The sequence below is a fragment of the Sphingopyxis selenitireducens genome (assembly GCF_051550705.1).
GTDB lineage: Bacteria > Pseudomonadota > Alphaproteobacteria > Sphingomonadales > Sphingomonadaceae > Sphingopyxis.
On the sequence record NZ_JBPULG010000007.1, the window covers coordinates 38435 to 52216 of the forward strand.

A 13782-nucleotide genomic window follows, 5' to 3' on the forward strand; every position below is an offset into this window, starting at 1 on the left:
TTCGCTCCAGTCGCACAGCGCGTGACGCACGGGAATGAAATGTCAGCTTGGCAAGGGGAGCGCTTGAGAGCTGACAGACTGAAATCGGCCAAACGCGCGTTGCAATACTCCAGTCAGGCTAGTTGCCGTCCGCGGCGCCACCACAATTTGAGGCCGCTGAGGCACATCCACAGCGTCACGACGCCGCCGGCAAGGATCAGCAGGCGGCCGGTGAGGCCAAAGGCCTTTCCCGAATGGAGCGGATATTGCCAAGCGAAGAACTGGTCTCCCGTGGTCACGCCATTATCATGGCGCGTGCCGACGATGCTTCCGTCATCCATCGCAACATAAGTCCAGAGCCGCCCCTGATCATCGCGGTCGCGCGCGTCAAAGGTGCGGACGGCATAAACGCCGTGATCGGGGAAGATGCGGACGCTGTGCACGGGATTGCCGCTGTTGCCGAGGACTCGTCTGATGGCTGCATCGACGTCGATCGCTGGCGCAGTTTCCGGGATATCGGCCATGCTTTCATGCAGGCGCCCGGTGATTGGCGAGACGAGGGCGACGGCTTCTCGGCTGTCATCAGGCCAGGCGAGCGTGACGCCGGTTACGGCAAGGACGAGCGTGACCGGCAGGAACCACATCCCCCAGGCGCGGTGCGAATCGAACAGGCGTTTAAGGCTGCCACGGCGCCCGCCGGTGCGGAACGCACCCAACCAATGCATGCCTTTGGGGAAGGACAGGGCGATCGCGACGCCATGGTCGATCACCCAGAACAGCGAGACGAGCCCGAAGAGCCACATCATCCACGGCCCAGCCAGCAGATCGATGTGCAGGCCATAGAGTATATCCATCGCGTGGCGCCGGTCGAATTGGATCGCACCGATTTCGCGCCATCCAAGGATCGATCCGTCGCGCGGATCGGCAAAGACCTGCACTGTGCGCGGCGCGCTATCGATCGGCGCGCGGCCCATCATCCACAGGCTGTCGCCACGATGACCGGGAAGCTCAATCATGTTTGGCGCGAAGCCGGGCAGCTTGCGCTCGGCCGCTTTGATGGCGATGTCGATGGGCGCGACCTTGGTTGATACGGGGACCGTCCGCCAGTCGGCGTTCAGCGCGCTATCAAGCTCGTCGTAAAAACTGATCGCGATGCCCGTCGCGGCTAGCAATGCCAGCCACAGGCAGGCGAGAAGCCCGAACCAGCGGTGCCAGAGCTTGAGGGCGTGGCGCGGCCGCCGACGGACGGCCGCGCCAGCCATCAGAATCGAATGGACGCGGTCAGGCGGACGTTGCGGCCCGGCTCGGGAAGACCTGACACAATGGCATAGTCGGGCAGGCCGAGCTGGCCGTAATCGGCGACGCTGGCATGCGCGATATAGCGTTTATCGAACAGATTATAGACCGCCGCTTGCAGTTCTAGGCGGTCGGTGCCGAACGGGCGCCAACTGCCGAACAGATCGACCGTCGTGTAACCGGGTTTGTTGATGAACTGCGTTTCCGAAATATCATCCGGGTAAAGCTGCACTTCGCGGAACAACACTTCGATATTGTTCAGATCTTCGACGCGTGTCAGACTGGCGCGGAAGTTGAAATAGTCGCTGGGCTGGAAACCTGCGGTCACCGCCCAATTGTCGCCCATCGAATTACCGAGCGCAATATGCTCATAGCCTTCGATCCGGTTGCCGTTTAGGCGCGAATCATAGTGGTTATAATAGGCTTCGAGGCTGAATGGACCCGTGCGATAGCCTGCGCGCAGTTCGACACCCTTTGATTTGAATTTGCCGACATTCTCATAATAAACCGCGTCCTGGATCGACTGCGAGGCATCGCGTCCGAGCTGGTCGAGGATGACATCCTTGATCGTCATCTCATAATAGACAGCCGACGCGGTGAAGCCGCCAAGCTCATATTTCACACCGCCTTCGAGGTTGTCGACACGCTCGGGACGCAAGGTAGGCGACAGGGCGAGACGACCGGGGCGTTTTTCGAGCGTGAACGCGTCGCCGATTTCCTTGCCACGGAACGCTTCGGCAAAACCGGCATTGAGGCTGAGGCCGGGGACGATTTCAAATTCGGCGCCGATGTTGAAGCTGACGCCGTCGCTTTGCGTGCCGGTGCGATAGGTTCTCTGGTCGAGGTCATACGCGTCATAACGCGCGCCAAAGCTGATCAGCAACGGGTCGGCGACGCGCCAATGGTCCTGGACATAGACACCCATCAGCGAACCCTTTTCGGTAAAGCTGCCGATGTTGGGATCCCACGCCCAGTCTTGCCACATTGCGGGAGCGCCCAGATATTCGCTCGTCACGCGGTCGCGGCGATGTTCGGCGCCGACGGTGATGTCGTGGTTTGCGATGGCGAGCTTCGCACGGACGTCGAAGCCATAAGTCTCGATCTCGGCGCCATAAAGGCCCCAGCGGTCAAAGCGGTCCTGCGTGAAGTTGGTGCGCGTCCAGTAGCCGGTCGCTTCAACGCCGACGCCGCTCTCGCCCTGAAACCCATAGTTTAATATGGCGGTCTGGCGCTTGCCCTTGGCTTCGAAAAGGCGGTCGCCAGCGAGGACCGGCCAGTTTGGGCGCTGGCCGAAACGACCGCTTTCGCGGCGCTGCTCATAGCTTGCGGTAAACCGGTGCCCGCCGCCGAGCTCGCCGCCGATCTTGACGAAGCCGAGATTCTGTTCCGCGCCCGTCGCCAATTGGCGCACGCCGTCGCCATCCTTGTACGGATCGCGGTTTACGTGGACGTAGGAGGCGAGAATGCCGATGTCACCTGCAACGCGTCCATAAAGGGTGCCGCTTAGCTTGTAGCCGTCGTTGCTGAACCAGCCGGCCTTGGCGATGCCGCCGATGTCCCGGCCGTCCTGCAGCATGTCGACCGCGTTGCGCGTGCGAAACCGGATCGCGCCGCCGACCGCGCCGAAACCTGCCGTCGCCTCGCCCGGCCCTGCCTGGACGTCAACGGATTCGAGGATTTCCGGTTCGATCGTCACGCGGCCGATATGGTGGAACAAGGTACCACGCTGCGGCGCGCCGTCGATCGTCACATTGAGCAAGGAATCCTCAAGCCCGCGGACATAGATTTTCTGTGCAAGGCCGACGCCGCCGCCAACCGATACCGACGGCACGCCGCGGAAGAGGTCGGTCAGGTCATTGGCCTGAATGACTTCGATCTCTTCGCGGTCAATCGCGACGTTGGTAAGGGCGCCGACCACAACGATGTCGGTCGCACCTTCCACTTCGCCCTCCTGAGCGTGCGCGATATGGCCGGAAAGTGCGAACGCTGCGGCGCAGCTTGTCAGATAAATGGTACGTAATGTCATCATCGGCCCCCTCAAGCTCATGTTCGGAGGTGCACTAATCGCTATTGCGAACTAATGTCAATTAACGTGCGCTATAATCATCATTTTGATGGCTGTTCATTCGGTAGGCACCGAGACCGGAATTCCCCCTCGGCGCGGCTCAATGAAGCTAATGTCTGTTTTGCCACCGCGTTATCTGAAAGCCGCCCGACGGAAATCGGCCGTGATGATCCCAAAATGGGTAGCTCTCAATCTCGCCGAACAGACCCAAGGAGGGCGGAAAAGAAGGAATGCGGCGGCGCGCGCCCATTGAACGGGGAATGTGAGTCCGTGTTCTGCAGCGCAATGAACGATCATTGCCGAAGGAAAAACTCAACTGGAACGGTCAATTCCAGGAGATCCGGCCGCCCGTTCGGGATAGCGGGTAGCGGCTGTGCCCGGCGGATCGTGTCGAGCGCCGCGCGGTCGAGGACCGCCGAGCCGGAGGATCTCAAAACAGAGACGCTCAGCACTTGTCCCTGACGGTTCATCGTGAATCGGACATGAGCAACACCTTGGTCGCGCCGTGCGCGGGCCGCAGACGGATAGCGGCGATGCTTTTCCAGATGGGCGAGGAGCAGCGCCTCCCACGTCGCCTCGGCATCGCTGGACGCGCGGTTCGCGGGCGGCGCGGGCAGCGATTTCGGTGCGGTCGTCTTCGGGACCGGATCGGTCAACTGTGCAGGTTCGGCCGGCGGAGGCGAGGGGGACATCGGCGACGACAGGCGGGCGATAAGCGGATCTGGCGGATCGGGACGCTCGGGCTGCTTCGGGACCTGCTTCTTCTGTTCGACCTGCTGCGGCCCTTCGGGTACCTCCTGGATCGGCTCGAGCGGTGCGGCGAGCGGTTGGAGGGTTACGGCCATGGGCGCGGGCGGGGCGACCTGCGGCTGGGCGATGCGCCAGGTGAAAAGCATGACAACGGCGATGACCAGACACACGCCGGTTGTTCCCCCAATTCCGGCCATGCGCGTGGTCCAGTCCATAGGTCGGTCGCCATAGCGGGATGACCTGTAGAGTGGCGTCGGCGCGTGCAAGGCTGAACACCCCGCACGAACGACATCATGCTTCATGGCCGCTGCTCCGGGGCGAGGCGTTCAGCCGAGACGGACATCAGCAATCGCCTGCACCCGTGCGAAGGCCGCCCTGGCTCCGGCAAGGACGCGCTCTTCCTCGGCATCGTCCAGATCGACTGCGTCGAGCGCTGCCGTAAAGACGCGCCAGTGCGCGGCCGGGCCCTCCGACGTGGAGGCCAGATGCCGCGCGCCATGGCTGTCGGACAGACCGATCTTCGCAGCTTCCTTGCGGAGCAGCGCTGCCCCGAGGTTCGAGCCTTCGGCTACATAGAGCCAGCCGAGTGCGGTCGGCACATCCGCAGCAGGGCCCGCTGCGAATACAGGCACCGTTTCGGCCTCGGGCATACTCCGACCCAAATGCGCGAGGTCGGCCGCCATCAGGCCCAGCCGGCTTCGCGCGGCCAGCGGTAACAGTGCTCGCAGGCCGCTATCGGAATAGAGCGCCTCGATCTCGCGGTGGAACAGATATTGGACTTCGACGAAGCGTCCGTACGCCGAGACATCGGCAAAGCTCGCCGCTCGCATGATCGACTGATCGAGGTTTTCGTGCACCGCATGTGTTTCGGTGCGCAGCCGCTTCGATCGGGACGATCGGCCGCTTTGGTCGATCGTGACAGTATCCATCATATTGTGGTCTCCTGGCTTTCGCGCGTCGGGGGTATCAGAACCGGAAATTCACGCCGATCGTGATGATGTGGAGATCAAGACTGTTGGATGCCCTGCGGCCGTTCGTGATGTTGGACGCACCGGTGTGCGTTGTCCGCTGGATGATTTCCTGCTGGCTGGGTTCGCAAAGGGATGGTGCGACCGCGCAAAACTCGTGGCCCGGCTCAAAAAATGGCGGCACTTCCTCATAACCGATGACCTGGCGCGTCGTCCAATCGACCCCGGTGCCAGACCGTGCGCCGTTGAACAGGAAGTTTTTGTTACCGAAATGGCTGTAACCATAATCGAGCTTGATCGAAAAGCGCTTGTTGAACGCATATTCCGCGCCGGCACCAAGCGTATAGCCGAGCCGCGTGCCCGACGCTTTTTCGACGAAAAACGGTTTTGTCGTCGCGATGTCCTCGAATTCGAAGCGATATTGATCGCGCGACAAGCGTTCATCCGTCAACGCCGCGCCGCCCGTGCCATAAATTAGCCAATGCTTGTCGAGCGCAAAGCCGACGCGGGCGCGGAGCGTCGCCATCCAGTCGATGTCATGATGCGCCTGCGATTGGACGCCGACTGCATCATTAATGACATATTCCTCGGGGTTTTGAACCTGGATCAGGCTCGTGTCGGTCAGCGCATCCTGCACCGCGCGCGATCGGATCTTGGTGGCATCAGCTTCGACGCCAAGGACAAGCCCGCCGGGCAGATGCCAGTTATAACCTGCCTGGAACCCGATGGCGGCGCTCCCAAAGCCGGTGTCGGCGCCTTCCGCAGCTGCGATGCTGTCCGCCGTCAGGGTTCCGGGCACCAACACGGTCGAGCGGCCCTTGAAATGTCCGTCCGCATAGCCTGCGTGAAGGCCCGCATATAGCCCGCTCCAGTCGTCGCGGCCACCGCCTTGCAGGAAGGACGGTGCGCCACCTCCACCCTTGCGGCCACCGCCGAACGTGCCCGTCAGGCTGGCGCGGAACGTGCGGCCCGGCCCCGGTTGCGTGATCAAACCGAGCGGATCGATATAGAAAATGTCGAACAGATTTTCGGCATGGACCGCTGCGGTGACACCATCGATCACGCGGACTTCGGCGAAGGCGTCGACCAAAGTGTGCGGCTTCCAGCGGACGAGCGAGATATATTGCGACGCGCCTTGTCCGGTTACGTCGCCATGACCGATCGCGCGCGGCCCGACGTGATTGGCGCGGCCGCCGAGGGTCAGTCGCTCGCCGAACAGCTTCTGCGCCAGCGACAGGCTGATCGTATATTCCGGCTGCACATGATTGGTCGCATAGTCGCTATAGATCGACTTGGACTCGCAGGTCGTCTTGGTGCGGCAGAACTCGACGTTCAGGAAGTAATTCGCGGACAGGTCCGCTGAAAAACCGCCGATGCCGTAATGGCCGGACAACTCCAGCCCTTCGAAACGAGCGTGCGGAATGTTGATCGTCTCGAGAATGCGTCCGGGATTATATGGGATCGAGGTGACGCGCGAGATGTAGTTTTTGACGTCCCAGTTGAAATAGCCAAGCTTGAGGCGCGCCTCATCCTCGGCGCCCAGCAGTCCGTCGGCGGTCAGGTTTGCGCCGAGTTCCCAGTTCCGTGATCGTTCGGGGATCAAATCTTCCTGGCCGAAGGCGCTGTTGAATGCATTGGCCGACTCAAAGATGCTGGGTGCGCGCAGCATGCTGGAATAATTGACATAGAGTTGCACGCCATCGAGCGGTTCGACGGCGATGCCTGCCGACGGGCTGAACGCGCCCGAACTCTTCTTGATGCCCACGGGCCGGAAATTGGCCTGCGATGCTTCATAGGGATCATAGCGATCCTTCGACCAATAATGGGAATAGCGCAGGCCCGCATTCAGCGTCAGCCAGCCAAGGCTGCTCGGCATATAACTTGCCTTGACGAAGCCCGCTACTTCATGGCGGATGGCATCGCGCGGGACGTTCCATGCCTCCAGCGGTCCCGTGTAGCGGCTGCCGCGCGTGTCCTCTGCCCGATAGGCGATGCCTGAGGTCAGCTCGACGCCACCGCCCAGTCGCGAGAGGTTGGTGACATCCAGACCCCACATATCCGTGTTCGATCCGGCCCGGAAATCGGGCGACAGATTAAGATTTTCCGGCTTCAGTCCACGGCCGCCACGAATGGGGTTGCGCAGCTCAAGATAGGTCCAATAGGCGTTGGCCGTCAGATCGAGCAGGTCATTGTCGGTCGGGTTCCACCGATAACGCGCTGTCGCGGTGTCGAGCCGGGTTCCTGCCGTCTGCCGCGCCTGCGAGGCTCGCGCGGTGGCGCCTGACAGCCGTGAGGCGAGCAAATCGCCGCCTTCGCTACGAAATCCCGTATATCCGAGGCGCAAACTATGCTCTTCATCGAACTGCGCGGTTGCCTTGAACAGCCAGGATTGCGTTTCCAACTGCGTGTTCAGGACTTCTTCGCCCGGCCGGTAATTGGAATAGCCCTCGTTCCTGTAGCGGCCGTTGGTGCCCAGAACCGGGTCGACCCACAGGCCGTCGCCGTCTTTCGTTCCGGCATGATAATTTCCACGTTTGCGCCAGGCGTAGCCCGCGACGATGTCCAGCCCTTCCAGCCGCAAGCCGCCGACGATGCTGGCGGAACCCGCCGTCGGGTCCAGGAACGACGGGCGATCAAGCCCGGTTGCGGAAGGCGTCAGCGTCGTGAGATTGAGGCCATAGCCTGCCAGATTTCCGGTTACGGGCTTTGACGTATTCCCCGCGATGCTGCCCTTCAGCCGGATGCCCCATGTTTCGCCTGGTTCGACCACGTCGCTGGCCCCGAGGGTGCGCATGGCCACCGAACCGGCATTGCCCCAATTGGCGGCGTCCGCTCCTTTGGTGATGTCGATCCCGCCGATGAAGTCGGGATCGACGAAAGTCCGGTTCGAAACCCCCTGATAGCCCTGATAGACGGTGACGGAATTTTCGGCGCCATCGACCGTGGTCGCGACACGGCCGAAGCCTTGCATGCCGCGAATGTTCACGTCGATTGAGCTGCCGGAATTGCGAGCTTCACCGGACATGACACCGGCCGTGCCGCGCAGGATGTCGGCCGGGCTGGACCCGCGATAGCGGTCGATCGTCTCGGCCGAGATATGCGCGGTGGGCGCGGCCGTGAAATAGGGCGTTTCTGCTGTCCCGCCGCCGCCGCCGTCGCCGGCGCTGCCGCCGCCCTGACCCGACGCGCCTTCGACGCGCAAAGTGCCGAGCTGGACGGTATCGGCCGACGCCCGGGGCGCAGGCTCGAGGGTGAAGCCGCCCGATCCGGTCGGCCGATAGGTCAGTCCGGTCCCGGTCAGGATGCGGGACAATCCCTCGGGGACACCGAAGCGGCCGTTTAGCCCATTGCTCCTGATGCCGCCTGTCAGGCTCGCATTATAGGTGATAGCCACACCGGACTGGCGGGCGAACTGGTTGATGACATCGGTCAGATCCCCGGCGCCGATGGCATAGGGGCGCGCTTCCTGCGCAGCGGCGGGCGCCGCGACGATCGCCAATGTACTGATGGTGGTCGATGCCATCAACAGCGATGTCGCGAATCCCCGCGAGGCGCGGCGCGCCCGCTTACCTGTGCTGATCCTGTTCACTTATTCTTCCCCTTTGGAACGGTCCGTGGCTGGTGTCGCAATAAATGCTAATGCGAATCCATTTCAATTAGGACGTTCGGGTGGGGTGAAATGAGAGGTCGACACGCGATCTTTTTTTATTGTGCGATGGTGATTACCAAACCGGCATAGCTGGTAACGCGCAGGTCGAGCGAACGGCGCAGCTGCTCGATCGCCGCATCCGGGTCATCGATACGAAACACGCCGCTGACGCGAAGCGCGCGTACCGGGCCGCTGACGCGCAAATAGCCCTTGTGATATCGGCCGATCTCGGACACCACTTCGCCGAGCGGGCGGTCCTTAAAAACCAGCATGTCGTCGGTCCAGGCGATGGCGTCATCGGCCCGGACGGCGCTGACCGTACCGACTCCGTCCTCGCCATAGCGTATGGCCTGCCCCTCGTGAACGATGGGGGCGGGACCGCTCGCGCCGCTCGCGCGCACCTCGACCTTATGCTCTGTCACGACGACGCGCGTTGTTTCATCATCGCGCCGCACGAGAAATTGGGTGCCGAGTGCGGTTGTCGATCCGCCGCCGGCATCGACCCGAAAAGGGCGATACGTATCGGCCGCGACTGTGAACACCGCCTCGCCTTTCAGCAGGCGGATCGCGCGCTGGTCGGGGGAATAGTCGTAGGCGACGGCGCTGTTGGTGCCGAGTTGGATGCGCGACCCGTCGGGCAGCGTCACGATCCGTGTTTCGCCCGTGCTTGTCATGGCATCGGCCTGCCACCGCGTTGGCCAGTCTTGGACCACGCCGAAGCTGATGAGGGCAGCACACGCCGCGACGGTGGCGGCGGCGATCCGCTTGCGTTCGACGCGGCGGGGCGAGGTGCTGCCCGATTTCCGCCGTGCGAAGCGGCGCCAACGGCCTTGTGGCCGCGGCCTTCTGGCGCGCACGGCAGGGCTTTCGGGAAGCGCGCCGATGTGGCGCCAGATATCCTGCATTTCTTCATGCGCCCGTGCGTGTCGGGGATCGGCTTTCAGCCAAGCGTCAAACCGCGCCTGCTCGGCCGGCGACAGCGCGCGCCCTTCCATGTCGGCCACCCAGTAGGACGCCTCGTCTAGGATAGCGGCGGGTATGTTCATTCTTGCCGGATTGATCATTCCGGACTCTCCACCTGTGGCTTGCCGGTGTTCCGGCGGTTTATGCGCCTAATGTAAGGACGTATGGCGATCGGCAAATGAGAGGTCGTGCATGCGAATATTTTCATGCGTCCGCCGCGCCATATACGGCGGCATGGGCCAGGACGAGCGCATGGCGGATATGTTTTCGCACCATATCTTCGCTGATCCCCAATTCTGCCGCCGTTTCCGGGATGCTCCGTTCGTCGACCTTGATCAGCATAAAAACCTGGCGGCATCGCATCGGCATGGTCGCGACCGCGGCGTCCAGCAGGCGCAGCTTTTCCATGTCGAGCAGCCGTGTTTCAGCGTCGGGTTCCTGCGCGGCAATTGTGGCGGCCGTCCCGTCGTCGATGAACAGCGTATTTCTTCGCCGCTCCATACGCAGATGATCAATGGCGAGATTGGATGCGAGGCGAAACAGGAAGGAACGCTTGTTGACGATCGGGGGGTCGTCCTCGACGCGCTGGATCTTCAGCCAAAGCGCCTGCGCAACATCCTCCGCCGCCGGCTCGCTTCCGACGATGCTCACCATGCGGCGCAGCAGCGACGGCCGTTCTGCGATCAGCAGGCGTGTCAGGGCAAGGGTGTTGGTGGGCATCAAGACAGACAGACCATTGGGGTGGCAGGTATCGCGAACGATTCGCAATAAAGCGCATAAGGGGCTTAGTCGAGCGCCTTGAAAACTTCTGCCGTATGTCCGCTTTCCTCCTGACGCTAACGATAGCCGCCATTACGCTATCGGCCAGGCAGGTCGTGAGCAGCCCAACGCCAGCGCGGTTGCGCGAAGCCTGCCAGCCGTGGGCGGCCAGCAGCGTGGTATTCACGATCCACACCGGTCTCTACCAGATAGAATTGAATGGGGGCGCTGCCTCAAGCCCGAGGGAATAATCGTCGCGCGGCAAGCGTAAGCGCGACATGTCAAAGGCATTTTCCACCTATTCTTCTTTTAATCCTCCGCTGCGTTCGCGGGTCAGCCCGCTGCGCGTCGCTGTTTTTTCCGGTAATTACGACTGCGTCCGTGACGGCGCGAACCGCGCGCTCAACCGTCTCGTCGCCTATCTGCTCGAACAGGCGGGAGCCGAGGTGCGTGTCTATTCACCCGTCGCACCACAAAAGGCATTTGCTTCGGTCGGCGATATCTTCCCGGTCCGGTCCGCCTGCATTCCGGGACGCCCCGAATACAGGCTCGCACTGGGATTTACCCGCGCCGCGTGCGACGATCTGGAAGCGTTCGCGCCCGATATCGTTCACCTGTCGGCCCCCGACATCCTCGGTCGGCAGGCGCAGAATTATGCGCGCGCTGCGGGTATCCCTGTGGTGGCGAGCCTCCACACGCGTTTCGAGACCTATCTCGACTATTATCGTCTCGGCCTGCTGCGCGGTCCGGTCGATCGCTATCTTGCGCGCTTTTACGGCGATGCCGACCATATCCTCGCGCCGACCCCCCCGATCCGGGACGATCTTGCCGCGCAATTCGGGGCCAGCAAGGTGTCGATATGGTCGCGCGGGATCGACTCTGCGATGTTCGGGCCGGCGCGGCGCAGTCAGGCTTTCCGGCAGCATCTGGGCTATGCGCCGGACGATATGGTTCCGCTCTTCTTCGGCCGTCTCGTCCTCGAAAAGGGGCTTGGTGTCTTTGCCGAGACGATCGCCCGGGTACGCGAACGGGGACATATGGTTCGCCCTGTGGTCGTGGGCGAGGGGCCCGCTCGCGACTGGCTCGCGCGGCGGCTTCCCAATGTCACCTTTCTTGGATTCCTCGACGGTGCGGCGCTTGGTGAAGCCATCGCAAGCGCCGATATCCTGATCAATCCCAGCGTCACCGAGGCATTCGGAAACGTCAATCTGGAGGCCATGGCATCGGGGCTCGCAGTCGTGTCGGCCGATGTCGACAGCGCTTCGGCGCTCATCGAGCATGGCCGCACGGGCCTGCTCGTGTCGCCGCGCGACCCCGGGGCTTATGCCGCCGCCGCGGCGTCGCTGATCGAACAGCCCGCGCGCCGCTACCTGCTGGGAAAGACTGCGGCAGAGGCCGCGGACCACTATCGCTGGGATGCGATTCTGGCCGATGTGGTTCGCGTCTATGAGCGGCTCGCCGGGCGCGATGAAACCTTGCATTATGCGGCGCCTGACCGACAATGCGCGGCATGAAGATCCGTTGGGGAAAATCCAGCGGCTTTGCCGCCGACGTGGTGGCGATGCAGCGCTACGCGCGGTCGCTGACGCGCGATCGCGATGATGCCGACGACGTGGTGCAGGATGCGCTGGTTCGTGCGATCGAGCGTCAGACAACCTATCAGGAGGGGCGCGACCGGCGTCGCTGGCTGCTTGCGATCGTCCACAATGTCTTCATTTCGGGAACACGGCGCGAGGCCGCCGAGGCCCGACGCAACGACCGCTTTGCCGAGACGCAGGTCGCGCATTCGGACGCCTCGCAGGAACATCATGCGCGGCTTGGCGAAATCGCGCGGAGTTTTGCCGCGCTGTCCGAACATCATCGCGCCGTGCTGCACCTGACGGCGATTGAGGGTCTGAGTTATCAGGAATGCGCCGATGTGCTCGGCGTGCCAGTAGGAACGATCATGTCGCGAATAGCGCGGGCGCGCGCGGCACTGAGGCAACAGGACGAGCAGCAAGCCGAACCGGCGCTGCGTATCGTGGGAGGACGGGATGGCAGTCGCACCGATTGATCAGGAGATCGACGCCTATGTTGACGGGCAGCTCGATACCGAGGGGAGGTTCGCCGTCGAGGATTATCTGCGCCAGAATCCCGATCTCGCTGCGCGCGTGATGGGCGATCTTGGTAAGCGGAGCGCGCTGCAACTGCTTGCGGGCAAAAGTGAACCGCTGCCCGTGCGGTTGCGCGAAGCCATGCAGAGCGGGACGCCCGCGGCGGGCTTACGCTGGCGGCGTTGGGCGCCGGCTGCGGGCCTGTCAGCAACCGGGATCGCGGCGGCGCTGCTGGTGATATTCCAGGGGCCACCCGGCTATGTCGAAGACGCGCTGACATCGCATATGGTCGCGGGGATGCGCGCCGATATGGCCTCGCAGCTCGAAGCGCCGAAGTTCGATGCGCGCGAAATCCGGCGCACGACGCGAATTTCGCTCCCGCAGGTTCCGGCCGACTGGAAGGTGACCGACGTCCAGCTGTTCCCGACCGAGCGGGGGCCGGCGCTGGTCATGGCGCTGAGGACGCAGGAGGGCGATCATCTGTCGCTGTTTGCCAAGCGCGGGCGCGAAGGGGCGCCCGAGCAGCCCGACGCGGTTCGCGACGGCGAGCATTCGGTCGCCTATTGGCGTCGCGGCGACATGTCCTACGCGCTGGTCGGCGATAGCGGCACTGCGGCGATCGACGCCCGCGCCGAAACGCTGGCGCGGACACGGTCCTGACCAATTGAATTTTTACGGAGCCGCCGGGGGCGGGTTCTTCACCATAAGGGGGAAAAATATGATGAAAAATGCAATGTTGGCAGGTGCCGTGGCCGCAATGCTGATTGTCGGCGGCTGCGCGAAGAAGGCGCCGAAGGATTTGCCGCCGCCGCCGACCTGCTGCGGCCCCGAAGACAGCCATCGCGTCATTCCTGGGTCTCAGCGGGATTTCGTCGCCAATGTCTCCGCCGATCGCATCTACTTCGACTTTGACCAGTATAATGTCGATGCTGAGGATATGGCCGTGCTGCAAAGCCAAGCTGGCTGGCTGGCGCGCAATCCCGGTGTCCGCGTGACCCTCGAAGGCCATGCCGACGAGCGCGGTACACGCGATTATAATATCGGGCTTGGTGAGCGCCGCGCGAACTCGGCAAAAAATTATCTCGCGACGCTCGGCGTCGATCCCGGCCGCATCTCCGTCATCAGCTATGGTAAGGAGCGCCCGGCGGCGATGGGATCGGACGAGGCGGCTTATGCGAAAAACCGCCGCGCCGTAACCGTGGTCATCGAACGCCCGTAAAAGGTGTAGCCGGCGAGCGTCTGCGACGCCCGTCGGTCTTT

Annotated in this window: 11 protein-coding genes; 4 read left to right on the plus strand and 7 right to left on the minus strand. The window is 62.8% G+C overall.

The window, feature by feature from the left end:
• Nucleotides 1-113: 113 nt before the first annotated feature.
• The 7 genes from ACSYDV_RS21110 to ACSYDV_RS21140 form a co-directional block, all read right to left on the minus strand.
• Nucleotides 114-1241 (minus strand): PepSY-associated TM helix domain-containing protein, encoded by a 1128-nt coding sequence (locus ACSYDV_RS21110; protein WP_438326043.1) that lies wholly within the window; start codon nt 1239-1241, stop codon nt 114-116.
• Nucleotides 1241-3301 (minus strand): TonB-dependent receptor domain-containing protein, encoded by a 2061-nt coding sequence (locus ACSYDV_RS21115; protein WP_438326044.1) that lies wholly within the window; start codon nt 3299-3301, stop codon nt 1241-1243. Before ACSYDV_RS21115 ends, ACSYDV_RS21110 begins: the two co-directional genes overlap by 1 nt.
• 332 nt (nt 3302-3633) lie before the next feature.
• Nucleotides 3634-4305, minus strand: a complete 672-nt coding sequence (locus ACSYDV_RS21120; RefSeq protein WP_438326045.1) for a TonB family protein — start codon at nt 4303-4305, stop codon at nt 3634-3636.
• Between the two features lie 111 nt (nt 4306-4416).
• Nucleotides 4417-5022, minus strand: a complete 606-nt coding sequence (locus tag ACSYDV_RS21125; RefSeq protein WP_438326046.1) for a biliverdin-producing heme oxygenase — start codon at nt 5020-5022, stop codon at nt 4417-4419.
• Nucleotides 5023-5056: 34 nt separating this feature from the next.
• Entirely contained in the window at nt 5057-8647 is a 3591-nt protein-coding gene (locus tag ACSYDV_RS21130; protein WP_438326048.1) for a TonB-dependent receptor domain-containing protein, read from the minus strand.
• Between the two features lie 116 nt (nt 8648-8763).
• A complete protein-coding gene (locus ACSYDV_RS21135) occupies nt 8764-9771 on the minus strand; it encodes a FecR domain-containing protein (protein WP_438326050.1) in 1008 nt (335 codons plus the stop codon).
• A 103-nt stretch (nt 9772-9874) separates the two neighbouring features.
• On the minus strand, nt 9875-10390 hold the full coding sequence (locus ACSYDV_RS21140; RefSeq protein WP_438326052.1) for an RNA polymerase sigma factor: 516 nt from the start codon (nt 10388-10390) through the stop codon (nt 9875-9877).
• A 317-nt stretch (nt 10391-10707) separates the two neighbouring features.
• Here ACSYDV_RS21140 and ACSYDV_RS21145 point away from each other — a divergent pair, with 317 nt between their 5' ends.
• From ACSYDV_RS21145 to pal, 4 genes are all read left to right on the plus strand, one after another.
• On the plus strand, nt 10708-11943 hold the full coding sequence (locus ACSYDV_RS21145) for a glycosyltransferase family 4 protein (protein WP_438326054.1): 1236 nt from the start codon (nt 10708-10710) through the stop codon (nt 11941-11943).
• The gene (locus ACSYDV_RS21150; RefSeq protein ID WP_438326056.1) at nt 11940-12482 is read left to right on the plus strand and encodes a sigma-70 family RNA polymerase sigma factor; all 543 of its coding nucleotides are present in this window, start codon (nt 11940-11942) and stop codon (nt 12480-12482) included. The genes ACSYDV_RS21145 and ACSYDV_RS21150 overlap by 4 nt, the downstream gene beginning before the upstream one ends.
• The gene (locus ACSYDV_RS21155) at nt 12463-13182 is read left to right on the plus strand and encodes an anti-sigma factor family protein (RefSeq protein ID WP_438326058.1); all 720 of its coding nucleotides are present in this window, start codon (nt 12463-12465) and stop codon (nt 13180-13182) included. The genes ACSYDV_RS21150 and ACSYDV_RS21155 overlap by 20 nt, the downstream gene beginning before the upstream one ends.
• A gap of 61 nt (nt 13183-13243) precedes the next feature.
• On the plus strand, nt 13244-13741 hold the full coding sequence (pal, locus tag ACSYDV_RS21160) for a peptidoglycan-associated lipoprotein Pal (protein WP_438326203.1): 498 nt from the start codon (nt 13244-13246) through the stop codon (nt 13739-13741).
• The last annotated feature ends 41 nt before the right edge of the window (nt 13742-13782 follow it).

Bases quoted from the DNA above. Each gene is read 5' to 3' on its own strand.
- ACSYDV_RS21110 (WP_438326043.1), bottom strand. From the start codon at position 1,241: ATGGCTGGCGCGGCCGTCCGTCGGCGGCCGCGCCACGCCCTCAAGCTC.
- ACSYDV_RS21115 (WP_438326044.1), bottom strand. From the start codon at position 3,301: ATGACATTACGTACCATTTATCTGACAAGCTGCGCCGCAGCGTTCGCA.
- ACSYDV_RS21120 (WP_438326045.1), bottom strand. From the start codon at position 4,305: ATGGACTGGACCACGCGCATGGCCGGAATTGGGGGAACAACCGGCGTG.
- ACSYDV_RS21125 (WP_438326046.1), bottom strand. From the start codon at position 5,022: ATGATGGATACTGTCACGATCGACCAAAGCGGCCGATCGTCCCGATCG.
- ACSYDV_RS21135 (WP_438326050.1), bottom strand. From the start codon at position 9,771: ATGATCAATCCGGCAAGAATGAACATACCCGCCGCTATCCTAGACGAG.
- ACSYDV_RS21140 (WP_438326052.1), bottom strand. From the start codon at position 10,390: ATGCCCACCAACACCCTTGCCCTGACACGCCTGCTGATCGCAGAACGG.
- ACSYDV_RS21145 (WP_438326054.1), top strand. From the start codon at position 10,708: ATGTCAAAGGCATTTTCCACCTATTCTTCTTTTAATCCTCCGCTGCGT.
- ACSYDV_RS21150 (WP_438326056.1), top strand. From the start codon at position 11,940: ATGAAGATCCGTTGGGGAAAATCCAGCGGCTTTGCCGCCGACGTGGTG.
- ACSYDV_RS21155 (WP_438326058.1), top strand. From the start codon at position 12,463: ATGGCAGTCGCACCGATTGATCAGGAGATCGACGCCTATGTTGACGGG.
- pal (WP_438326203.1), top strand. From the start codon at position 13,244: ATGAAAAATGCAATGTTGGCAGGTGCCGTGGCCGCAATGCTGATTGTC.